Origin of the sequence: Biformimicrobium ophioploci (genome assembly GCF_030270605.1) — a bacterium.
GTDB classification, from domain to species: domain Bacteria; phylum Pseudomonadota; class Gammaproteobacteria; order Pseudomonadales; family Cellvibrionaceae; genus Biformimicrobium; species Biformimicrobium ophioploci.
This window is the reverse complement of the sequence record NZ_BSYJ01000004.1, coordinates 316203-338810: the sequence shown is the minus strand read 5'-3', so window position 1 is coordinate 338810 and position 22608 is coordinate 316203. Positions and strand designations below refer to the sequence as shown.

The following is a 22608-nucleotide window of genomic DNA, read 5'->3' as shown; positions in this document are numbered from 1 at the left end:
CGCTGGGCTACAAAGGTTTGCTTTCTCACCTTAGTGCACCATGGCGGTGCGGCCACTAGACCAAAGTTGTAAATCAATACCTCTAAATGGTCAGGGTTCACATTGCTGTGCTTGACCTCAATCAATACGCCTCTGACACGAACAATTAAGGTTGCGGCAAGTATCCAGCCCACCCTGTGAGTTCCAGTGTTCCAGCTACCCAAGGGGGTCACGCTTCCCCCCTACCTGACCATATTCTTCCTGATGACTGCCTCCGGGCTGGTCGGCATCAGCCTGCCGCTATATATGCTGGAGACAGCTTCCGGACCGATCGGGCTGGTGATGGCTGCCTACTCTGCCGGTTTACTGCTGGGCGGTATGGCGGCACCACGCCTGCGCAGGCGCTATGCGTGCCGGCGGGTATTTGTGGCCAGCTGCCTGTTGTCGGGCGCAGTCGCTGCAGCCCATGCCGTAACAGACTGGTGGCCAGCACTGTTCGCCCTGAGGGCCGGTACCGGTTTCCTGGCCGCGCTCTCACTGGTACTACTGGAGAGCCTGGTGCTCACCACCGAGTCGGAGCAGCGGCCCCGCCTGCTCGCCCTGTACCAGTGGCTGGTGGTACTCGGGCTGGGCTGTGGCCAGCTACTGGTGCAACTGCCCGTCGGCAACATTGCCTGGCTGTTTCCCATAGCTGCAGGCCTCGCTCTGGTGGCCGCCGTTTCCGGCAGCCAGGTCCGAGACCCTCGAGCGCAATGCCTATGCCGGTCTGGCCGGCGCTATCTGCGCGGGACTGATGGTTTCAATCTGCTTTGCCATGCTGCCGGTGGCCCTGACCGGGCTGGGCCTGCCAAAAGCCCAGCTCGGCCTGCATATGGCGCTGCTGGTTTTCGCGGGGCTGTTATTGCAGCCTGCCGCAGCCGTTGTTGCGCGCACCTGCGGACAGGCCAACCCACTGGCGATTGTTTTGGTTGCCCTCGTCGCCGAGTGCGGCCTGCTGCTTTTAGGGGTGGTGGCAGCTACCGCGATCCTGCATATGCTGGTACTCGGCAGTCTGGTGGCCACCCTTTACCCCCTCAGCCTGGGCCTCTGGTCGCGCCACGGTGGACAGCCCGGCGGCAAGATCATGGCGGCCTATGCCGTTGGTGGTTTCTGCGGGCCACTCCTGTGCGCGCTGGCCATGGACCTGCAGGGCCCGACCGGCCTTTTCAGCGCTGCCATGCTCTGCTGCCTCGCCACGCTTATAGCCATCGCCATACTGGTAAAGACCCGCAAGACGCGCGTAGCCCCGGCGATAGCCCCTCATCAGGCGTCGACCGGCCCCTGAAAATCAAACCGTCCGCCACCCCATAGAAATCTTGCATGAGGTTTTGACTTCGAATGCATGTTGGGATAACTTCAACCCTGCATACAGCCTTCAGATTGAACAAATACCATCCAATTTGACGGGCTTGATCGCAAAAATACCGGAATCAGGTGCCATGGAGGCGCTGATAGCTGTAAAGAAACGGCTGTTTCCGGAGTCATAAACGGGGGCTTACAGGCCCACGAATATAAAAAGAACAATACGCTAATGCTGGCCACAGCGTGCGTTTGTGCCTTGGCAGTCGGTTTCAGTGCTGACTGTCTATGCAGGAAAACTGCGATAATTACAAACCTAGGAGGGGATGTATGACCTATAAAAATAACCTGAAAAAAACGGCGCTCGCAGTCGCGGTGGCCCAGTCCATGGCCGCCAGTGCGCTGGCCCAAACCGAGTCCGAGCAGGACGAAAAGACACTTGAGGTTGTAGAAGTAACCGCAGCCAAGCGTGTACAGAATCTGCAGGAAGTACCGCTTGCCGTGACTTCTGTATCCGGCGACCAGCTGATCGAGCTGGGCATCGACGACATTCTCTCTCTGGAAAAAGCCGTTCCGGGCCTGACCCTGGCCAGCTACGGCAACAACCCGCAGGCCATCATGCGTGGTGCCGGCTCTGCAGGTACCTCCGATATCGCCGTACCGATCTATATCGACAACATGTACCGCCCGGTATACGGCCAGGCGCTGGCAGCCTATATCGACGTTGAGCGCGTCGAAACCCTGCGCGGCCCGCAAGGCACCCTGTTCGGCCGCAACACCTTTGGTGGCCTGATCAACGTGATCACCAAAAAGCCGGACACCCAGGAATTCGATTACGGCACCGCCGTCACCATGGGTGACTACGGCCAGCAAAAAATTGAGGGCTTCGTCAACGTACCACTGACCGACAAGATCGCGATGCGTGTTACCGCTGCAGACGAAAAGCGCGATCCGTACGTTGAGAACGTATTTAATTCCAGCGCCGGCCTGAAAGACGCTGACTACACCTATGCCCGCGCGCAGTTCCTGTTTGAGCCGACTGACGACCTGTCCGTCAACATCACCGCCTCCACCTGGAAAGATACCGCCAACGGCAATGGTAACTGGGCTTACAAGCCGCTGGGTATTCCGCTGGACAAGGATGACTACACCCGCTTTAACGGCTTCGACGGCTGGCTCGACCCACGTCAGGGCGTTTACATCGGCTGTGCCGACGGCGACCGCGCCGGTGGCCGTGACTGGGCCGGTAACGTCTGCGCCGGCGACGAATCCGCCAGCATCATCGACGACCCGTACAAGATCGCCTACAGCTTCAAGCCACTGCGTGAGCTGGAAGAGCAGTCTTTCACTGCCAACGTGAACTGGGATGTTGCAGGCCATAACGTCAACTTCAACGCAGCCATGTTCGACTACTCTGCGATCAACCTGTCGGACAGCGACCTGTCCAGCATGCAGACGAACTTCGACGGCAGCGCCAGCAAATCCAAGTCCCAGCAGGCTGACCTGACTGTCACCTCCACCGGTGAAGGCCCGCTGCACTACACCGTGGGCGCCTACTACTTCGACAACCAGGACAACAGCGAGTGGGCCTACCTTTACGCGAGCCAGGCGGAGTCCTGGTCCGGCTATCAGGGCGCTACCCCACAAACCCCTTCCTGGGCCTACTGGCTGAGTGAAGGCAACGGCGGCACCAAGTCCACCGCCGTCTACGGCCAGGCGGAATACGACCTGACTGAAAAGCTAAGCATGACAGCGGGCGTACGTTATACGGAAGACGATCGCATCAGCTATGGCTCCGGCTCGCTCGGCTGGGGCGGCCCAGGCGAGCGCCTGTTCAACCTGAACAATGTCACTAACGAGCTTCCGGCTTTCGACTACTCCAACGCTACTGTCGACAAGGGCGTGGACAAGCATACAGACTGGCGCCTCGGTGCAGACTACCAGGTTAACGATGACCTGATGGTTTACGGCTATGCGGCAACTTCCTATATCGCGGGCTCCATCAACACGCTCACCAACGAGCTGACCGACCCGCAGGAAAACACCACCGTTGAAGTCGGCTTCAAGAGCACCCTGCTGGACGGCTCCCTGCGCCTCAACGGTGCCTTCTATCACGCCGATTACGAAGGCTTTACCACCACGGTATTCGTTACCCGCGGTGATGGCCTGATCCTGGCTACCCAGGTACCGGGCGGCGGCATCATCGGCAAGGGCGCTGAGTTCGAGGGCTTCTGGGACATCTCTGAAAACCTCGTGCTGGACTTCGGCATCTCCCTGGATATGTCCGAGTACAACGAGTTTGCGGTTGCGAGCCGCCTCGGCAATGATGGCGTAGACTACGTGGACGAAGGTGGCCAGGGCTGGTTTGATGTGGACGGCGAGAACACCCCGTACTCCCCGGATTACACCATCTCCATGGGCCTGAGCTACGAATACGACCTGGGCGACATGGGCACGCTGACTCCGCACATTTACGCTTATCACAACAGCGGTTACCAGTCCGCGCGTGATCCGCTATTCTTTGCGCAGCAGCCTTCCTACACCACGCTGGACCTGTCCATGCGCTGGCAGTCCGCTGACGGCAACTACAACGTCAAGGCGTTTGTGAACAACGCCACCGACGAGCTGATCATGACCTATACGGAAGTGATGAGCCGTGGTCGTGCCGCCGCCGACTACAAGGCGCCACGCCACTGGGGCGTTCGCGCTTCCTACAACTTCTAAGCCAGGAAGTTGTGAAAAGGCCTGCCCTGTGCAGGCCTTTTTTTTATCTGAAATTTATTGGCTAGACGCTTTAATTCGCTGGAAATAATCAAGAGGTAACTGCCGTGGATCAGGCAGCCGTAAAACTACTGCAGCAGGGCTTTGCACTGCAGAAACAGGGCAATTTCGACGCTGCCGAACAGCATTACCACAAGGTGCTGGCAGCCCATCCCCATAACGAATTTGCCCTGAACCTGCTCGGTGTTGTCGCGCTGCGCCGTGAAGAATTCGATAAAGCCGTAAGCTTCCTGCAACGCGCTGCCCGGGCCAACTCCCGCGATCCGGATACCTTCAGCAACCTCGGCCTGGCTTTTAAAGAGCAGGGAGAATTCGAACAGGCCTGTACCGCATTCGAGAAAGCCCTCTCCCTCAAGCCCAACCCGGTTACCGCCAACAACCTTGGCAATAGCCGCGCAGCGCTTGGCGACCACCGCAAGGCTGCGGAATGTTTTCAGGCGGCATTAAGGATGCAGCCGGACTACCCCGACTGCATGCTCAACTTCGCCCGTACACTGATCGAGCTGCGTGATTTTACCGGCGTCAACAAATTACTCAGCGCCGTGGAGCAGCGGCAGCCGAGGAATGCGGAACTTTTCTGTATCCGCGGCGAGTCTGAAATTGCACAAAGTCACTTCGATGAAGCGCTTCCGACACTGAAGCAGGTCCTGGAACTGGACCCAACCAGCAACCCGGCAAGACTTGCCCTGTCCACCGCGGCAAAGCAGCTAGGCGATGCGGAACAGGCGGAACAGCTCCTCCGTGACGCGCTCTCACAGGAACCCGACAACGCGGAGGCACACACCCATCTGGGCGTACTGATGGAGCAGCTCGGCAGGTTTGACGCCGCAGCTGCGAGTTTCCGCGAGGCCATTGCCCGCAATGGCAAACAGGCAAGTGCCTACTACCAGCTCTCCAAGCTGAAAGAACACGGCCTGGGTCCGTCCGAGCTTGAGAATATAGAACGCCTGTTGGGTGACCAGAGCCTGCACGCGATACTGCGCGGACCACTGCTGTTTGCTCTCGCCACACACTGCGAAAAGCAGGGCGACTACAGCCGTAGCCTCGAGCTTTTTAAAGAGGGCAACCGCATACGCGCGGCAGGCGCCCGCTACGATCGCGACATTGAAAGGCAATATGCAAAATTTTGCGAAGAGACCTTCCCCGCACCCGCGGCAGGGGCTGCAAGCGGGCAACAGGATCAGACACCGGCACCCATCTTCGTCGTTGGCATGCCACGTTCCGGCACTACCCTGACCGCACAGATTCTCTCAGCCCACTCGAAGGTCGAAAACCTTGGCGAGGTCAGTTTTATCAGCGACCTTGCCATGCAGGCCAGTAAAATAACGGGACAACCCTTCCCCCAATGCTGCGGCTTTCTGGATGAACAGGCACTGCAAACGCTGCAAGAGGGCTACCGGAAGCGCGCCCGGCTGCGTTGGCCTGCCGCCGAGTTCGTGGTGGACAAGACACCGATGAATTTCAATTTCATTGGTTTTATCCGCCAGATTTTTCCCGAAGCGCCAATCATTTACTGCAAGCGCAATGCAATGGACAACTGCCTGTCCATTTTCAAACTGCCGTTCGATGAAAATCAGAGCTACTCACATGACCTGACTGCGCTGGGACAATCCTATTGCCAGCATGAGGCCATTATGGCGCTCTGGAAAACGCTCTATCCGGACGAGATCCTCGAATCCAGCTATGAGGAAGTCGTTGCTGATCCGGAAGCGCGCACGCGACAGATGCTGGATTTTATCGGCCTGCCCTTCGAACCTGAAGTGCTGGAATTTTATCGCCGCGACAGCATGGTCCTGACCCCGAGTGCAGAACAGGTTAGGCAGCCCATCTACAGGACCTCTGTCGACAAGTGGAAACGCTATGGAGATGGACTCAAGCCGTTGCAGGACGCGCTTGCGGCCGGTTAGCCCCACCATAGAAACAAAAAAGCCCGGCCAGAGGCCGGGCAAACAATACGATCAAAGGGACCAAAAAATAAAAGAAAGCGTTATGCCTGACGCGCGCGCTCGATCTGGGTCAGAACGGCCAGCTCATCGTATACCAGCCACTCTTCCACGACCTTGCCGTTCTGCAGCTTGTACTGGCTCTCGCCCAGGATCAGCACCGGGGCACCGCTGGCATCACCCCAGCGGCCATTACCGGTATGGGTGCCGGCAATGGTCCAGCGCACGGCCACATAGTCACCGTCCTGGTTCATCGCATTGCTGCACACGTAGTCGGCACTGAAGCGCGCATCCGGCATTGCGCCCATGATGTCCAGGTAGAATCGCAGGATGCTGCCGATGCCTTCCATGTCATCGCGCGCGGATGCGTGCAGGCGTGCATTTTCGGCGTACAACACATTGGCCTCACCCAGCAGGCGCGCATTCCAGATGTTCTGCAGTGCCGCCTGGATAAAGCCCTCGCGGTTATCCTCCGCTGAAGGGTACTCAATGCGCTCGCGGTGCTGCTCGGATACACGCGCGTGCTCCGTAGTCAGCCACTGTGCGTAAACGCTTTGCGGGTCCAGCGGCTTGGCCGCCAGCTGTCTGGCGATCTCCACCGGCTCGTAACCCAGCTGTTCCGCCAGTGAATAGTTGTCTCGCACCAGCCACTCTTCAACGATGCGGTTGTCCTTGCACACGCAGTGCGCAATCACCTGAATCTGCACGCGTTTGCCGGTGGCAGGGCCAAACTCGTTCGGACCGAGGTTGGTCATGTTGGTGCAGATCAGGTGTGAGGAGTGATAACCGGTCTCGGCATCTCCACCCCAGACAATATTGTCCGCGTGCAGGGTACGGTCCGGGTAGCCGGACAGGGTCTTGAGGGTGTTCTGCACCACCTGTTCGTAACCCTCTACATAACCGCCGAGGGTGTATACCGGGCAGTCTTCGGAGTAGTAGTCGTAACACAGACCGACCTGCTTGCCTTCCCAGATCCGGTAGGTGATGCGCAGGATGTAGTCCACGATATCGGTGAACTCACTGTCGAAGCCGCGCATGTTGCCCGCATTACCCGAGGCGGGCGCATTGTCAAAATACATCTGGTAAACCCCTTATTAAACTTTGCGCTAGCCGATCATGTAGTTGAATGCCAGCAAGCTGCATACAGACAGGACGAAGAACACCAGCAAGCCGTAGGATTGCTTGTCCACCGCGCCTGGAATGACAAACCAGTTACCTTCCTTCACCGGGCGGCCGCTGTTGCTGAACAGCTCGCGCTGACCGGCGACGGTGTACTCGGAATACTTTTCCTGGCGACCGTCGATCAGCAGGCTGGCAATGTAGGAAACCGGGATATTCACCAGCGCACCGATTGCCGCATACCAGGGCCAGGCCACGTCGGTATTGGTGGCCACCCACCAGACCACAGCAAAGCCGGCGGCGACGCCTACCAGCAGGCCGCGCTCGGTTGTGTTCTTGGAGAAGAAGCCGAGGCCGAACATGCTCAGCTTGGCGCCCACAAAGTAGCTACCCAGCTTGCTCAGCACTTCCAGGATGCTGCCCTCACTCTTGGCGAACAACAGCGCGGGCACGATGATCAGCACCGCCCAGAACACCGTGAATCCACGGGATACTTTCAGGTAATGGCTGTCGTCGGCGTCCTTGCGGAAGAAGCGCTTGTAGAAATCAATGGTCGAAACCGTCGACATGGAGTTCAGCGCGGAGTCCATGCTGGACATACTGGCTGCCAACACTGCCGCGGCAATCAGACCCAGCAGGCCCGGGAAACCGTATTCGGCAGCAAACTGCAGGATGATGGTATTGCCGTTTTCGAACTCGCGCCCCTGATAGAAGAAATAGAACAGGATGCCGAGCAGGATAAACAGGAAGTAAATAAAGAATGCACCATAGCCCATCATCATGATGGACTTCTTGGCATCGCCGATGCTCTTGGCGGCCAGGGTGCGCTGCACCATCATCTGGTTGGCGCCGTAGATGGTGATGTGGAACAGCGTCATCGCGATTACGCCGGACCAGACGGTGGTCACTTTGTTGATATCCAGATCCGTCTTGATCGCATCGGTCATGCCACGCGACTTGAGGTCCGCGAGTGCTTCACCCAGCGGCACCGGCATCTGCTGCAGCAGCAGGTAAACAATCACGAAGGCGCCGGCAAACAGGATGCCCGCCTGGATCACATCGGTCCAGATCACGGCGGCAAGGCCGCCCATCAATGTATAGAGCATGGCCGCAATCGTGACAATCACAATACAAACAGTCACGTCGATACCGGTGATAAATTCCAGCACCAGCGATGTGGCATAAAGCACGGCCGCGGTGGTCAGTGTCTGCGACACCAGGAATACACCGGCCATCACCACCCGTGAAGCCGGGCCGAACCGCTTTTCCTGGTAATCGTAAATCGAAGCCACGCCACTGTTATAGAAGAACGGCAGGAAAAAACAGCTTACAAAGAAGATGACCAGCGGATAATTGAGGTGGATTGCCAGTACGGAAAGCCCCTCGGAGTAGGCCCACGCAGGTCCGCCGAGAAAAGTCAGCGCACTGACATAGGTGCTCACCACGGAGATACCGATGGCCCACCACGGAATGCTGCGGTCACCCAGGAAATAGTCGGAAGACGAATGGACTTTTCGTCCCATTGCCGCGCCAATACCAATGCTGACGCAAAGGTAAGCACCGAGCACGACCCAGTTCAGCAGGCCAAATTCATTCATAATCAAAACCCCGGTCTTTCAACTGGTGCATCTGAGAGAAAACATCCAGCCCGAGCTGGTGCAGGATGTGGAGGATGTCGATGCCGACCCAGTTTTCCTCGAGCAGGTTACCGCGCCGACGCCAGATGTCTATCACGCGCATGGTTATTGTGCGACCAGTCGGTGCCAGGCCGAGCCAGCCACTGCCGGTGTGAGTCGCGGTCATATGCGGCCAGCCGCCGGTGGAGGCGTAGTCACCGCACCCAAGAATATTGGTCTTCCGGTCCACTACCCGGTTGGGGAACCCCTGCAGGAATGGCCCCTGGTGCTGACGACGGAAGCCTTCAATACCGCGCGTGGTGCCGATACCGGCCGGGCCGTACCAGATGAAGTCCGGCGCCCAGTACTCTTCAAGCGCCATACTCTGCAATGAGCGCCCGTCATAGCCACCGAGGCAATCCAGCATATTAAGCACAAGGTCGATGGTGACCTTGCCGGACTCCACATCGCCTTCCTGCATACCGAGCGTTCGGTCACTGGGCGGCATGATCATGCCCGGGTGGCCAAGGCTCGCGCGCAAAGGGTTCACGCCGGCCTGCTGCATCAGGTCCAGGAAGTCGAGAATCAGGTAATACTCGGCAATCCGGTCGCCCTCGATACGCACCATCTCGGTAAAGCGCAGGTAGGCAATACGATTGGTCGCGGGGATACCGAACAGGTCAGCGGCAAAGGTACCCAGCAGGTAACCCGTTGCATTGACCCAGGTTCCCTCTTGATAGGATCCCGGAACCGCAACAAACTCCTTGCGTTGCAGGTCCGGGAACGCCCTGAGAAGCGGCCGAATATAGGATTCGACAACATCCTGTACGCCGCTCAGGTCGTTAACTGGGTGTGCCACACTGACGCGCGCGTCAGCCGTGAAGAAACCGCCTGCAACCTGTTCAAGCGCGGCATCCGCACTGCGGGTAATGGCACAGTAAAATTCTTGGACGAGACTCTTCATCGGAATCAGGCCACGACAGCTGCGGCTGCGGCCTTCTCCTCGACCAGAGCGGCGGCCTCTGGATAATCGCCACCGCGCACCACGTAGGCAACAGCCTCCGCACCCTGGGCAGAGAACTTGCGCGCCAACCCTTTCGGCACAGTCAGCACGTCGCCGCTCTCCATCGCCAGCTCACCGCCCTCCCAGGAGAACAGCAACTTGCCGCTGAACAGGTAAACGACTTCCTCTTCCTCGCGTGCGTGCATCGGCGTGGAGCCATCGGTAGCGAAGTCCAGGCGACGTACGCCAAAGCCATGGCGCCATACCAGCTTGCCCGCAGCAATACCCTCTTCCGGGTTGGACATGCCGATGATCGGGCTTTCGCTCACACCATTGCTGGCGTCCTGCAGGTCGGAACCGGCAAAGCGGATCTGCTCGTTTTCCAGAACAACACAGCTGGCCATTTCAACGTCGGTCATGCGGCGGTGCGCATCCACCATGGGCTGATCAGTCGGATGCATTGGCGCAACGCCCGCCGGAACCGTCTCACCCTTGGTGGTATCGACCAGCTGACCGTTTTCCAGCAGCACCAGACCGTAGTCCCTGGCCTTCTCAAACACATCCGGGGCCCAGGTAACACGGCCCGGATCATCGCGACCCAGCACGGCAAACAGGTAGCCAACGCCGTCGCCCACATTTTCAAAACCGCGGAATACACGCGGCGGAATGCTGATGCAGTCGCCCGGGCCCAGGATGGCTTCGCCATCCTCGGCTTCGACACCCCAACGGAAAGCCCAGCGGCCGGAGTGTACGATAAAGACCTCTTCGGTCTCGTGGCTGTGCTGGGAGTTCAGGCAGCCGGCGGGCTGGCGTGCACCACCAATGTTGAAGCCGTGTGGCTCGGCAATATGCACATGCTGGTCAGGATGCTCGGCAACGCCCGGGCCGATAATCGTGAAGTTCTCTTTCTGATCGCTTCCGGGTGTATAGGTATCAACGAAAGCGTTCCGGCAAGGCTTGAGATCGCGGTAGCGGACCAGTCGTTCGGCCGCCATTTTTTCCACAGTCCAATGCTCTGACATATCGAGCCAACTCCATTTTATTGTTCTTAAAAGCAGCCCTGAGAGCTGCGGCTCGAGAAAATGTACTTCGAATGCAAAAATGATTCAACAACTTTTCGGTATTCGTTAACATCGCCCTGCAAATGACCGGGAAACCGCTGGAGTAAGGCGCTCATGAAATTTATCGACGCACACCACCACCTCTGGGATCTGGATGCAGTGCACTATCCATGGCTGATGGAAAAGGGCCAGAAACGCTTTTTCGGCGATCCGACGCCGATCCAGAAGAACTACCTGGTCGAGGACTTTCATGCGGAGTCCGCGCGCTTTTCTCCCAGCCACTCGGTGCATGTACAGGTTGGGGCTGCGGACGATATCGCCGAGACCCGCTGGCTCGAGCAGCAGCAACCGCTGCCGAGCGCGATAGTCGCGCACTGTGACCTGTCTGCCGACAATGCGATAGAAATGCTGGAGCAGCAGGCACAACATCCCCGCGTACGGGGCGTGCGCCAGATTGTAGGTCGACACAGCTCGGAGGACAGCGCAAACGGCAGCGGTGCGCTGCTCGAGAATACTCGCTGGATACACAATCTTGGTGTGCTGGCGGAGATGGGCATGAGCTTCGACCTGCAGATGGTACCGGAGCAGATGCCGAAGGCGCTCGAGGCGTTGCGGCAGCACCCGAATTTGCAGGTAGCCCTGTGCCACGTGGGCTCCCCCTGGGACCAGACCGAGGCCGGGCTCAATAACTGGGCGCAGGGCCTGCGCGAACTGGCCCGGCTACCCAACGTGTCTTGCAAGATTTCCGGGCTCGGAATGTTCAACCCGGCGTGGACCACGGACACATTGCGCCCGCTTGTGGATGGCGTGATCTCGGCGTTTGGCGCCGAGCGGGTGATGTTCGGCTCCAACTTCCCGGTGGACAAGCTGTACCGCGGATATGATGAACTGTGGCAGGCCTATACCACACTGATAGAGACCTACCCGGAAGCCACCCGGCAGCAGATGCTGTACAACACCGCCGCCAGGTTTTACCGGATTGACTGCTAACCGCTATTTGGCAACACGCGCGGCCAGGGACGCCGCGCCCTGCTGCATAAAGGTGTGATCCGACGAGAGCAGGAACAGGGAAGCACCCTGTTCGCGCCAGTGCGGGATCTCATCCAGGTCACCGACAAACATGCCGACACAGCGGCCCGCTTTCTTGCCCGCTGCGCAGATGCGCTCGACCGCCTCGACCACCACAGGATCTTTCGGCGACGCAGCACCCAGCGCAACCGTAAGATCAATACGGCCCACAAACAGGCAGTCTATGCCGTCCACGGCTGCAATCTCATCGATCTGATCCAGCGCCTCAACATCCTCGATCTGGGCAATCACCACAGTCTGCGCTGCACTATCAGCGAGATGCGCCGGCATTGCTTTACGCGTATATGCCGCAGCGCGGGTGGAGCCGGCATAGCCGCGGCCGCCAGCACCAAAGTGGCTGTGCGCGGCAACCGTTTTCGCCATCTCGGCGGAGACCACATGCGGCACCACCACCCCGGTCGCACCGCAATCCAGCGCATTGAGCAGGTGTTCCGGCGCAGCGGACGGCACGCGCACCAGCGATGGCATATCCATCGCCCGTAACGCAAAAATGCACTGATCCAGCTGCGCCCGGTCGAATGGCGAATGCTCTGCATCCAGGCACACCATGTCCAGACCGGTACTGCCGAGCACCTCGGACACCATGCTGGAAGGAGTTTTCTGGAAAGTGCCGACAAGTAATTCGCCGGCATTCACCGACTTTTTCAATTCTGAAATCTTTTTCATTGTTCACTCTCTTTCTGCTGCACCTGGCGCACCCAGTCGAGCATTGCACTATTTACAATTGCCGGCCGCTCCAGTGGCGCAAAGTGGCCCGCGCCATCGATGATATGCAAACTCGAATCTTCAAGCGCGGCCGCCATCTCCCTGTGCCCTTCAGGCGGGCACAACTTGTCTTCCGCACCGCAGAGCACCAGGGAGGGGCCTTTAAATTTCTGCAGCAATTCAAGGCTGTCCGCGCGGGTACCCAGCGCCAGCGCCTGCTGGACAAACGTGAGCGCACCGGCAGACATTGCCATGGATTCAATCTCTTGCTGGAGGCCCGGGTTCTCCGCATTCACGTCCGCCAGGTAATTGGGCATCAGCTGTTCGCGCACCAGGCCACACAAGCCACCACCCCGCACCAGTTCCACCTGCGCCTCTCGCATCGCAGCACGCTCTGCGGTATCGGCCCAGCAATTGGTGTCCACCAGCGCGAGTCCGGCGATTCGCTCCGGGGCAATGCGCAGCATTTCCAGCGCGACAATCCCACCCATGGAGAAACCGCCGAGGGCGAAACGCTGCGGGCACAGTGACAGCAGGGTTTGTGCCAGCGCATTGACGGTAATGGCCCCGGCCACGCTACCTGCCTGGACCGTGGCTGTGCCGCTGAGTGCAGCAACCTGATGGCGCCAGAGGCGCGCATCACACAGCATGCCCGGCAGCAGGACCACCGGCATACTTCGAATGCAATCTGCCATAAATTTTTTCTTGGATTATTGCCTGATAGAGCCGCCGGAGCGCAGCACACCGGAGAAGGTGCGCTTCTCTGGCGGCAGGCCGTCGTTATCGATCCTGTCGAGCAGCATGGTGACAACCGCCTCGGCCATGCTTTCTACCGGCTGGGTCACTGTCGTGAGGTTGAAACTGGCCCAGGCTGCTGCCTTTACGCCATCGAAACCCACTACTGAAACATCCCCCGGCACATCAAGGTCGTGCTTGAAACGCAGCTCGTCCATGCAGCCCATGGCCATCATGTCATTGGCGCAGATGATGGCATCCGGCATTTCCCCGCGCGCTTCCAGCAGTTTGCCGATGGCACGGCGGCCAGACTCATAGGTGTAGTCACCGGAGACCACATTGACCTGATCGAAGCCGAGCTCTTTCAGCCGTGCCAGCGCACCCTCGGTCCGCTGCATACTCACCACGGAATCCCGCGGACCGGCGATAATGCCGAAGTCCTTGTGCTTGCCGCTGCCGGCGAGCTGGCTGACCAGCATGCGCTCGCCTTCGGACTGGTCACAGCAAACCGAGCTGACCGGAACATCCTGGTAAGCGCGGTTGTAAAACACCAGCGGCACCCCACGCTCATCGAACAGTGCAATCTGCTCGGGCGTCAGGTGCGCGGCGGCAACCACGCCATCAACCGGGTACTGCCAGAGTTGCTCCAGAATCGAGCCGACATCACTTTCCTGGTCAAGCGCAAACAACAGCACATGAACGCCACGGCTGATAAACCGCTTGTTCAGTTCGGAAAGCACTTCAGGATAGAAATTGAGGTTGGATACGATCACCCCAACCATGTTGGAGCGCCGCGTAATCAGGCCGCGCGCAATGGCGTTTGGACGATATCCCAACTCCTCCACCGCTTTCATCACCCGGTCGCGCATCTTTTTGGATACGCTGGCACCGGGCTTGAAACAACGGGAGACCGCAGACTGGGAAACACCGGCGTGGGCCGCTACATCATAGGATGTTACGCGACCACGATGCGCATCGTTTCCCTGTTCTGCTTCAACAGCTTTGTTACTGACCTGTTTTGTCTTTGCCATAACGACGAACGCGAATATCTGCTTGCGCCTTGTGCCCGGCAAAGCCTTCCAGTGCACACAGACGTGAACAGTATTCACCGACCATGGCGGAAGCTTCGGGGGTCACGCGCTGGTAAGTGCAAGTCTTGATGAACTTGCCGACCCAAAGGCCGCCAGTATATCGCGCCGCTTTCTTGGTTGGCAAAGTGTGGTTGGTACCGATCACTTTATCGCCATAGGAAACATTGGTCTCCGGGCCCAGGAACAGTGCGCCGTAGTTGGTCATGTTCTCGAGGAAGTAATTCGGGTCCTTGGTCATCACCTGCACGTGCTCGGAAGCGATCTCGTCGGCAACCTGCACCATCTCCTCGTAGGAATCACACAGGATCACCTGGCCGTAATCGCGCCAGGCCTGGCCGGCCACCTCGGCAGTCTCCAGGGTCTGCAACTGCTTCTCGATTTCTGCCATGGTGTCATGTGCAAGCTGCTCGGAATTGGTGAGCAGGATCGCCGGCGAGTTGACGCCGTGCTCAGCCTGCCCCAGCAGGTCGGTTGCACACAGTTCGCCATCCACGGTGTCGTCGGCGATGACCAGCGTTTCGGTCGGGCCGGCGAACAGGTCGATACCCACACGGCCAAACAACTGGCGCTTGGCCTCCGCCACAAACGCGTTACCCGGGCCCACCAGCATGTCTACCGGCGCAATGGTCTCGGTGCCGATCGCCATGGCACCAATCGCCTGCACACCGCCAAAGCAGTAAATTTCGTCCGCGCCAGCCATATCCATGGCCACCACGATTGCCGGGTTCGGCTCACCATTGAATGGCGGCGCTGCGGCAATCACGCGCTTCACACCGGCAACCTTTGCCGTTGCAACACTCATGTGCGCGGAAGCCACCAGCGGGTACTTGCCGCCCGGCACGTAACAGCCAACGCTGTTCATCGGGATGTGCTTGTGCCCCAGGAATACGCCCGGCAGGGTTTCCTTTTCCACGTCCAGCATGGAGTCCAGCTGCACCTGCGCAAAGTTGCGCACTTGCTGCTGCGCGAAGCGGATGTCCTCGATAGTCTTCTCGTCCAGTCGGTCATAGCACGCCTTGATCTGCTCCTCGGAGAGGCGGAAGCTCGACGGCACCCAGTTGTCGAACTGGCCGGAATAATCACGAACAGCGGCGTCGCCGCGCTTTTCGATTTCGCCGAGGATGCCCTCGACAATTTCACGGACTTTCTTGTCGTTAGTCTGCGCTGTTTCGGCGTCAATGCCGTTCTTGATGTATGTCGCCATGAATTGCCTCCCATGGATTTTTATTGTTTCCCGGGGCGAGTGTATACGCCGTTTGACTTCGAATGCAATACTCGATGCAAAATCCACCGCGACAGTAAACCGCCCACTCCCGCAGCACATAGTGGGACCGGCCCGGTCACGGTTTGACTTCGAAATCAGCCAGTGGCACATTCCGGCTCTCAATAACCCGAATAAGATACCTATGAACCGAGTACCGATGCGCCGTAGCGCGGCCGCCCGCCGGCTGAAGCTGGCACTGGCCATTGCCAGCTGTACCGCCGCAATCACAGCCTGCAGCCCTGCACCGGAAGCAGACTGCCCCGAAGCTGCAGCTGGCGCCTGCCTCGACAGCCTCAACGATATCAGCATCGAGCAGCTGCGTGCCCGGACATACGGCACACACATGCAACTGCTCGAACGTGCCGAGGCCGAGGACAGCGACGGCAGTTTCGATACCCTGCTGGCTGGCTACGATTCCGACGGGCTGAACGTCTATACGCGGATCGATGTGCCCCGTGGCGAGGCCCCAGAGGGCGGCTACCCGGTAGTGGTGTTCGGCCATGGCTGGGTGGGCATCGACAAGGCCCCCGATTATCACCTGGGCCTGAAGAGCGGGTATTTTTATGGCGAGCTGGTCCAGCACTTCGCCAGCCGTGGCTACGTGGTACTGACCCCCGGCTACCGCGGTCACGGTACCGTTGCCGGTAAACCGGCGGACGGTATCGAATTCATGCAAGCCTGGGATAATGGCAGCTATCTGGCGCCGAGCTTCTACGCCATCGACCTGGTCAACCTGTTACAGGGTGTGGACAAGCTCCCGGCACTCAACTGGGATACCTTCGGCATCGAGCCGCCTTCGGTCAATACGGACCGGATTGCCCTGGTAGCACACTCACAGGGCGGGGATGCGGCGCTGACCGCGCTGGCGATCACCGGTGACAACCCGAACACGCCGCGCAGCTTCAGCCACGCTTCCATCTGGGCCGGCAATATCGCCGACAAATTCACCCAGGCCAATTTCTTCGGCCCCATGGGCAAGACCGCACAGGCTTTCCTGTCCGGTGACGGCAGCTGGACCGGCACTGCCACCAGTACCAGCGGTGCAACCAACCCGGATTTTGTATTTGGCTATCCGCAGGACTGGATCGCAACACCACACCCGGCGGAATGGACCTGGCAAAAGGACAGCTTCCCGATCGAGAGTGTGGAGCTGGCACTGCAGCAGAAATACGAGGAAATGTACCGGGCTATAGACCGCTATGCGCTGGACATCAGCGCGCCGACGTTTGCGGTTGCCCGAAGCGAATCCGGGACCCTGACCGTACAAAACGACCCTCGCGTTGAAAACGCGCTGGAAAAAATCAGCGCGTATCGCGATACCCGCCACCTGCACACGCCGCTGGCCCTGCACTTTTCCGATCGCGATTACTATTCACCACCGGCGTGGAATCACGACCTGCAGCAACGACTGTCGCAGCAGGGTGTGACCAGCTACGCATTCGAATATCCGGGTACCAACCACAGCCTCAAGATCAGTGAGCACCGGTGGTACTCTCCCGAGGGCACAGTTGCAGGCTTCCCCTGCGCGCTCGCGCGTGACCTGGCATTTTTCTCGGGCGAAAAGCCGGACACCATTCACTGCGATACAACTGCCCAAGCGCAAGACAAGGATTAAGCATGAGTGAAGTAAAGACACCCTCTCTGGACCTGACGGGCAAGATCGCACTGGTAACCGGGGCGAGCAAGGGCATTGGCCGCGCCTGCGCACTCACACTGGCGCAGCACGGCGCGAGCGTGATCGCCGTAGCGCGCAACCAGCAGGACCTGGACGCCCTGGCAGCCGAGGCGCCGGGGGCCATTACGACCTGGGCGATGGATGCCGCCAGTGACGCGCTGCCAACGGCAATACGCGAACTGGACCGGCTGGATATCCTGGTCAACAACGTCGGCACTAACAAGCCGATGCCGATCACCGACCTGCCGGTGGAGACCCTCGACCTGATGCTCAACCTGAATGTGCGCTCCGTATTCCTGGCCGCACAGGCGGCGACGGAAGTGATGCAGCGCAACGGCCGCGGCTCCATCGTCAATATCACTTCGCAGATGGGGCATATCGGCGCTGCCAACCGCACCGCCTACTGCATGACCAAACATGCCATCGAAGGCTTTACCAAGGCGCTGGCCGTGGAGCTGGCACCACAGGGCATCCGCGTTAACTCCGTGGCCCCGACCTTTATCGAAACGCCGCTGACCGCACCGATGTTCGAGAACAAGGCCTTCCACTCCGAAGTGATCAGCAAAATCCCGATGGGCCGTATTGGCCACACCCAGGAAGTCGCCAACGCAGTGCTCTACCTCGCCAGCGACCTGTCCAGCCTGACCACCGGCGACAGCCTCAAGGTGGACGGCGGCTGGACCGCACAATAAGACGGGCCTCAAACCATGACCGAGAACATTCACGAACTGAACAAGCAGCTGCTGCAACCGTTGCGTGCGGCACTTTACGACTTCGACGAGGGCGCGGTGCGCAGTGCGATCGCGGAAACCTTCGCACCGGACGCGCTGGTGCAGCTCTGCCACCCCTTTGAAACGCTGAGCGGCCCCGATGCGCTTTTCGAAAGCGTGCTTAAGCCACTGGCCAGCGCCATTCCGGACCTGGAACGGCGCGACACCATCGTCATGGCTGGCGGGACGCCCGAAGGACACAACTGGGTGGGCTGCTGCGGTTATTACACCGGCTCATTCGAAAAATCCTGGCTGGATATACCGGCGACCGGACACCAGGTCTCCATGCGCTTCCACGAGTTCTATCGGATCGAGCAGGGCCGCGTGGTGGAGATGCAGGCGCTGTGGGATATCCCGGAAGTCATGATGCAGGCCGGTGCCTGGCCGATGGTGCCAAGCCTCGGGCGCGAATGGCATGTACCGGGTCCGGCCACCCAGGACGGACTCAGTATTGACTCCGGCGACCGTGCGCGCGCGGCGCGCAGCCAGAAACTGGTGCACGATATGTGCGATGCGCTGGGCAACTATGCCACTGGCGGCGTGGAAGGCATGCAGCTCGACAAGTACTGGCACCCGCGCTGCAGCTGGTACGGGCCCTCGGGTATTGGCACCGGGCGCGGCATCCAGGGCTTTCGTAACTGGCACCAGATTCCGTTCCTGAATGGCCTGCCGGATCGCGTAGGCGATGCCGGCGCCGGGCATATCTTTGCCGATGGCGACTACGTGGGCTTTACCGCGTGGCCGGGCATGTACATGAGCGTGAGTGGCGATGGCTGGCTCGGGATTGCCCCGGCCGGACAGAAGATCACCATGCGCAGCCTGGACTTCTGGCGCTGCGAGAACGGCATGATCCGTGAGAACTGGGTACTGGTGGACCTGCTGCACGTTTACGCGCAGCTGGGCGTGGATGTGTTTGCGCGCATGCGCGAATTCAACAAGGCCCGGCGCTAGCGCCGGGCCTGTAATGGTCAGGCCGGATTTACGATAGAGCTTGTGCGCTCGAGGATGTCTAATCCCTGCTGCTTGAGCCAGTAGGGAATATCGATCAGCACCCAGTTTTCCACCAGCTTGCCGCCCTCGCGGCGGTAGACATCCACCACCCGCATGTCCGCGCGGATCTCCCCTCCCGGCAGCCCCAGAAAACCGCCCGTCGGCGTATTGGACAGGTTGGGCCAGCCAAAGAAACAGGCAAAGTTGCCCTCGGCAAAACGGCACACATGGCCGTTGAACACCTTGTCCTTGAGGCCTTCCCGGAACGGATACTGGTGCTGCTGCTGATAACGCTCGATGGTGTAGGTGGCACCGATTCCGGCCGGGCCGTACCAGACCATATCCTCGCTCCAGCGACGCGCCAGTAACTCCGGCGGGCAGCGGTCATTGGCAGTGCGGTTCAGTTCGCTCAGGTCGTCGATCATCAGGTTCAGGACCTCGAGCGTACGGGCCGCCTCTTCCGGCGGGTGCGCATCGAACAGCAAGCCATCGTGATCGCGCGGACCCGGGTAGACGAACGAGGCCCCGGTCTGCACCGGTAGCGGATTGATGCCGAGCTGGTGCATCAGGCCAATGATGTCCACAAAAAAACCGGTACGGCTGATCTTGCCGTCCTTGACGCAGTTGAACTCGGCGTAGCGCAACATCACCAGCTTGCGGCTCGCCGGGATGCCGAGCCAGTCGCCGTCCAGGAGGCCCATAAAGTGGCCCATGCTGGTGACCCAGCGATCGCCATCGATCTCACTCTCGCCCGCCATAAATACATCCTGGCGACGCTGCATACGGGTCAGCGCCTGCTTCAGCGGGCGCCAGACCTTTGCGGCCACCTCGGCCACACCGCTGAGCTCATTGAACGGGTGCACGCCGTAAAAGCGGTAGTCATCGGCCGCATAGCCGGCCATCACCGACTCGACCGCGTCGGCGGAAGCGCTCTCCATATCGGCGAGGTACTGCCGCACCAGCGCCTTTTCCTGTTGAAAATCCTGCATCGAAATTACTCCGGGATACGTCATCGGGCAGCGGCCGCACGGCCAACGCCAAAACAGCATAACACCGCTTTTTGCATTCGAAGTCAACTAGCGAAAGGCAAAACCGACAGACACAAAAAAGCGGTGGCAATGCCACCGCAAAAACTCGATCTAATCGCGAGAAAATACCAGAAGAGGATTTGCGGGGCGCAAGCACCCCGCCGGGGCCAAAACTTAGAAGTTGTATGTGCCGGTGAGGGCGACAGTCCGTGGAGCACCGTAGAAACCGGTATCGAACGGACCACCGAAGGTGTAGCCAGCGATACGATATTCCTCATCCGCCAGGTTCTTGCCCTGCAGGCCCAGGCTCCATTTGCCGTCAGCGCTATAGTAAGTCGCTGTCAGGTCAACCAGGGAGTAAGCTTCCTGGTCCAGGATCCCCGGAGTTTCAAAGATCTGGGTGTCAGCACGGTAAGAAACGGACGGTACAACAACCATTTCGCCAGCACCAACCGGAACAGACCAGTTCAGCTGAACCATGGCGGTGGTATCCGGAGTGTTCTGCATGTCGCGGGTATCGGAGATATCCACACCACCGGAAATGAACTCAACAAATTCCGCATCGACCCAGCCGAGGTTGGCGTTGGCAGTCAGGTTATCGGTAAGAGCCAGGGAGGCTTCAAGCTCGATACCCTGGATGCGGGACTTACCGGCGTTCAGCACGTCACCAGCGGTAGTGCCGTCTTCCAGCAGACGCTGGGTGGTGAGCTGCATGTCAGTGTAGTCAGCGCGGAAAATGGCACCGTTCAGACGCAGGCGGTTATCCATGGCGTCCAGCTTCCAGCCCATTTCAGCAGTACGTACGGTCTCCGGTGCATAGCCCTGGGAAGTCAGCGGGTTGCTTGTCGCTACACCGCGCATGTCGAATCCACCGCTCTTGAAGCCAGTGCTGTAGGACGCGTACATCATCAGGTCATCATTAACCTGATAGTCCAGACCGACACGCGGGGAGAACTCACCCCAGGAATCGCTGTTGGTATAGTCGGTACGGACCGCGATAACGATTGAGTCCGGGGTATCGGCATAGTACTTGTCGTGTGACAGATCGCTGCCAAGTCCAAGCAATACTGCGTTGTATACGTCTGCAGCTTTCTCGTCGCGCGTGTAACGACCGCCCAGGTTCAGGTTCCACTGGTCGGCAAACTGCCAGTTGTAGTGGGCATAAGCAGACAGACTTTCAGTGTCTACGGCACCCTCAACATTCACGGTAATACCGTTGCCAGCCAGAACCGCGTCGTAACCACCAGCAGCGGTGCCATCGTAGTAGTAGATGCCGCTCACCAGGTCAGCGTTTTCACCCTGCCAGACCAGCTGGAATTCCTGGGAGAACTGTTCGTCGTCGTAGTAGGCCGGAACATCAAAGCCCGCCGCCTGGACGCTATCGAAGTCGATAACAGTCTCGGTCTCGCCTTCGCGGCTGGCAGTAACGGACTTGACAGTGATGCTGTCAGAAACCTGCCACTCGGCAGTCAGGGACATGCCGCTGGTCTCAACCAGGTTGTCGGCCGGCAGGTTGGACTGGGTATCGTAAACGCTGCTCAGTACTTCCTCACCACCGAAGCCGGTGGTGAAACGATGACCGTGCTTGGAAGCGGAATCATCAGTGGTCTTGTCTGCGGCGAAACGGAAGAACAGGTCTTCGGTCGGGGAGTATTCCAGGCTCACACGCGCAGCCATAATATCCTTGTTGTACTGGTCTTCGCCGGTAACAATGTTTTCACCGAAGCCGTCGCGGTTAAAGCTGGCAACCGCTGCACCAATATTCAGGTTTTCAGTCAGGCCGGTAGAAGCCTTGATCTTGAAGTCGCGCTGGTTGTAGCTACCCAGGCTGGTACCAACAGAAACGTCGGTATCACCGCTCATTTTCTTGGTGACGTATTTGACCGCGCCACCAATGGTGTTCTTGCCGTACAGGGTGCCCTGCGGGCCGCGCAGTACTTCGATGCGCTCCACGTCGAACACATCCATCACCGCGCCCTGCGGGCGTGCGATGTAAACGTCATCAATGTAAATACCAACACCCGGCTCGTAACCCCAGAGCGGATCCTGCTGGCCGATACCACGGATAAAGGCAGTCAGGGTGGAGTTGGTGCCACGGCTGACCTGCAATGTGGTGTTAGGAGAAAGTTTCTGGATGTCGGTCATATCGACGACACCGTTCTCCATCAGCGCAGCTTCGCCAATTGCGGTTACCGCAACCGGAACTTCCTGCAGGGATTGCTCACGCTTCTGAGCGGTAACTGTTACTTCTTCCAGTGCGGGCTCAGCGTAGGCCAGGGAGGCGCCACAGGCGAGCATGATGCCGGCGGCAATTGGATTAACCTTCAAGGTGGGAACTCTCATTATTATCTCCAACACTTTGGTGTGGTTTTTATATCCGATGCCACGCGTACGGCAGGGCTCCGGGGGTTTGTACTACGG

General features: G+C 59.1%; 17 protein-coding genes and 1 pseudogene. 8 read left to right on the top strand and 10 right to left on the bottom strand.

Features of this window, described 5'->3' with window-relative positions; all coding sequences use genetic code 11:
- Nucleotides 1-186: 186 nt before the first annotated feature.
- The 4 genes and pseudogenes from QSJ80_RS15630 to QSJ80_RS11280 all read left to right on the top strand — a co-directional run.
- A pseudogene (locus QSJ80_RS15630) lies at nt 187-687 on the top strand (MFS transporter); the annotation flags it as partial.
- An 85-nt stretch (nt 688-772) separates the two neighbouring features.
- On the top strand, nt 773-1303 hold the full coding sequence (locus QSJ80_RS11290) for an MFS transporter (RefSeq protein ID WP_285764558.1): 531 nt from the start codon (nt 773-775) through the stop codon (nt 1301-1303).
- A 344-nt stretch (nt 1304-1647) separates the two neighbouring features.
- A complete protein-coding gene (locus QSJ80_RS11285) occupies nt 1648-4041 on the top strand; it encodes a TonB-dependent receptor (RefSeq protein WP_285764557.1) in 2394 nt (797 codons plus the stop codon).
- A gap of 104 nt (nt 4042-4145) precedes the next feature.
- Nucleotides 4146-6005, top strand: coding sequence for a tetratricopeptide repeat-containing sulfotransferase family protein (locus QSJ80_RS11280; RefSeq protein WP_285764556.1), 1860 nt, complete (start codon nt 4146-4148; stop codon nt 6003-6005).
- A gap of 80 nt (nt 6006-6085) precedes the next feature.
- Here the strand turns inward: QSJ80_RS11280 and QSJ80_RS11275 are convergent, their stop codons facing one another.
- Genes QSJ80_RS11275 through QSJ80_RS11260 form a run of 4 tightly spaced genes read right to left on the bottom strand, consistent with a single transcriptional unit; the run spans nt 6086 to nt 10801 of the window.
- A complete protein-coding gene (locus tag QSJ80_RS11275; RefSeq protein ID WP_285764555.1) occupies nt 6086-7120 on the bottom strand; it encodes an ester cyclase in 1035 nt (344 codons plus the stop codon).
- Nucleotides 7121-7147: 27 nt separating this feature from the next.
- Entirely contained in the window at nt 7148-8758 is a 1611-nt protein-coding gene (locus QSJ80_RS11270) for a sodium:solute symporter family protein (protein WP_285764554.1), read from the bottom strand.
- Nucleotides 8751-9740: an ester cyclase gene (locus QSJ80_RS11265; protein WP_285764553.1), complete on the bottom strand. Its 990-nt coding sequence runs from the start codon at nt 9738-9740 to the stop codon at nt 8751-8753. Before QSJ80_RS11265 ends, QSJ80_RS11270 begins: the two co-directional genes overlap by 8 nt.
- A 5-nt stretch (nt 9741-9745) precedes the next feature.
- Nucleotides 9746-10801 carry a cupin domain-containing protein gene (locus QSJ80_RS11260; protein ID WP_285764552.1) on the bottom strand — a complete coding sequence of 352 codons (1056 nt, stop codon included), beginning with the start codon at nt 10799-10801 and terminating at the stop codon, nt 9746-9748.
- Between the two features lie 153 nt (nt 10802-10954).
- Between QSJ80_RS11260 and QSJ80_RS11255 the strand changes: the two genes are divergently transcribed.
- Nucleotides 10955-11830: an amidohydrolase family protein gene (locus QSJ80_RS11255; protein WP_285764551.1), complete on the top strand. Its 876-nt coding sequence runs from the start codon at nt 10955-10957 to the stop codon at nt 11828-11830.
- Between the two features lie 3 nt (nt 11831-11833).
- On the opposite strand, the gene QSJ80_RS11250 is transcribed toward QSJ80_RS11255, so the two are convergent.
- The 4 genes from QSJ80_RS11250 to hisD are packed head-to-tail and all read right to left on the bottom strand — an operon-like array spanning nt 11834 to nt 15664.
- Nucleotides 11834-12595 carry an HpcH/HpaI aldolase family protein gene (locus QSJ80_RS11250; RefSeq protein WP_285764550.1) on the bottom strand — a complete coding sequence of 254 codons (762 nt, stop codon included), beginning with the start codon at nt 12593-12595 and terminating at the stop codon, nt 11834-11836.
- Nucleotides 12592-13329, bottom strand: coding sequence for an alpha/beta fold hydrolase (locus QSJ80_RS11245; protein WP_285764549.1), 738 nt, complete (start codon nt 13327-13329; stop codon nt 12592-12594). The genes QSJ80_RS11250 and QSJ80_RS11245 overlap by 4 nt, the downstream gene beginning before the upstream one ends.
- Nucleotides 13330-13344: 15 nt before the next feature.
- A complete protein-coding gene (locus tag QSJ80_RS11240; protein WP_285764548.1) occupies nt 13345-14400 on the bottom strand; it encodes a LacI family DNA-binding transcriptional regulator in 1056 nt (351 codons plus the stop codon).
- The gene (gene hisD / locus QSJ80_RS11235; protein ID WP_285764547.1) at nt 14375-15664 is read right to left on the bottom strand and encodes a histidinol dehydrogenase; all 1290 of its coding nucleotides are present in this window, start codon (nt 15662-15664) and stop codon (nt 14375-14377) included. The genes QSJ80_RS11240 and hisD overlap by 26 nt, the downstream gene beginning before the upstream one ends.
- A gap of 202 nt (nt 15665-15866) precedes the next feature.
- Between hisD and QSJ80_RS11230 the strand changes: the two genes are divergently transcribed.
- From QSJ80_RS11230 to QSJ80_RS11220, 3 genes are read left to right on the top strand one after another with little or no spacing between them, the layout of a single operon-like run.
- Nucleotides 15867-17339, top strand: a complete 1473-nt coding sequence (locus QSJ80_RS11230; protein ID WP_285764546.1) for an alpha/beta hydrolase family protein — start codon at nt 15867-15869, stop codon at nt 17337-17339.
- A 2-nt stretch (nt 17340-17341) separates the two neighbouring features.
- Nucleotides 17342-18091: an SDR family NAD(P)-dependent oxidoreductase gene (locus QSJ80_RS11225; protein ID WP_285764545.1), complete on the top strand. Its 750-nt coding sequence runs from the start codon at nt 17342-17344 to the stop codon at nt 18089-18091.
- Nucleotides 18092-18106: 15 nt separating this feature from the next.
- Nucleotides 18107-19120: an ester cyclase gene (locus QSJ80_RS11220; RefSeq protein ID WP_285764544.1), complete on the top strand. Its 1014-nt coding sequence runs from the start codon at nt 18107-18109 to the stop codon at nt 19118-19120.
- A 17-nt stretch (nt 19121-19137) separates the two neighbouring features.
- On the opposite strand, the gene QSJ80_RS11215 is transcribed toward QSJ80_RS11220, so the two are convergent.
- Entirely contained in the window at nt 19138-20148 is a 1011-nt protein-coding gene (locus QSJ80_RS11215; protein WP_285764543.1) for a nuclear transport factor 2 family protein, read from the bottom strand.
- A 213-nt stretch (nt 20149-20361) separates the two neighbouring features.
- A complete protein-coding gene (locus QSJ80_RS11210) occupies nt 20362-22530 on the bottom strand; it encodes a TonB-dependent receptor (RefSeq protein WP_285764542.1) in 2169 nt (722 codons plus the stop codon).
- Nucleotides 22531-22608: the final 78 nt, after the last annotated feature.

What these genes read in the sequence shown, in the direction of transcription:
- QSJ80_RS11290 (WP_285764558.1), top strand. Translation starts at nt 773, where the DNA reads ATGGTTTCAATCTGCTTTGCCATGCTGCCGGTGGCCCTGACCGGGCTG.
- QSJ80_RS11275 (WP_285764555.1), bottom strand. Translation starts at nt 7,120, where the DNA reads ATGTATTTTGACAATGCGCCCGCCTCGGGTAATGCGGGCAACATGCGC.
- QSJ80_RS11225 (WP_285764545.1), top strand. Translation starts at nt 17,342, where the DNA reads ATGAGTGAAGTAAAGACACCCTCTCTGGACCTGACGGGCAAGATCGCA.
- QSJ80_RS11230 (WP_285764546.1), top strand. Translation starts at nt 15,867, where the DNA reads ATGAACCGAGTACCGATGCGCCGTAGCGCGGCCGCCCGCCGGCTGAAG.
- QSJ80_RS11285 (WP_285764557.1), top strand. Translation starts at nt 1,648, where the DNA reads ATGACCTATAAAAATAACCTGAAAAAAACGGCGCTCGCAGTCGCGGTG.
- QSJ80_RS11215 (WP_285764543.1), bottom strand. Translation starts at nt 20,148, where the DNA reads ATGCAGGATTTTCAACAGGAAAAGGCGCTGGTGCGGCAGTACCTCGCC.
- QSJ80_RS11240 (WP_285764548.1), bottom strand. Translation starts at nt 14,400, where the DNA reads ATGGCAAAGACAAAACAGGTCAGTAACAAAGCTGTTGAAGCAGAACAG.
- QSJ80_RS11250 (WP_285764550.1), bottom strand. Translation starts at nt 12,595, where the DNA reads ATGAAAAAGATTTCAGAATTGAAAAAGTCGGTGAATGCCGGCGAATTA.
- hisD (WP_285764547.1), bottom strand. Translation starts at nt 15,664, where the DNA reads ATGGCGACATACATCAAGAACGGCATTGACGCCGAAACAGCGCAGACT.
- QSJ80_RS11210 (WP_285764542.1), bottom strand. Translation starts at nt 22,530, where the DNA reads ATGAGAGTTCCCACCTTGAAGGTTAATCCAATTGCCGCCGGCATCATG.
- QSJ80_RS11255 (WP_285764551.1), top strand. Translation starts at nt 10,955, where the DNA reads ATGAAATTTATCGACGCACACCACCACCTCTGGGATCTGGATGCAGTG.
- QSJ80_RS11260 (WP_285764552.1), bottom strand. Translation starts at nt 10,801, where the DNA reads ATGTCAGAGCATTGGACTGTGGAAAAAATGGCGGCCGAACGACTGGTC.
- QSJ80_RS11270 (WP_285764554.1), bottom strand. Translation starts at nt 8,758, where the DNA reads ATGAATGAATTTGGCCTGCTGAACTGGGTCGTGCTCGGTGCTTACCTT.
- QSJ80_RS11245 (WP_285764549.1), bottom strand. Translation starts at nt 13,329, where the DNA reads ATGGCAGATTGCATTCGAAGTATGCCGGTGGTCCTGCTGCCGGGCATG.
- QSJ80_RS11220 (WP_285764544.1), top strand. Translation starts at nt 18,107, where the DNA reads ATGACCGAGAACATTCACGAACTGAACAAGCAGCTGCTGCAACCGTTG.
- QSJ80_RS11265 (WP_285764553.1), bottom strand. Translation starts at nt 9,740, where the DNA reads ATGAAGAGTCTCGTCCAAGAATTTTACTGTGCCATTACCCGCAGTGCG.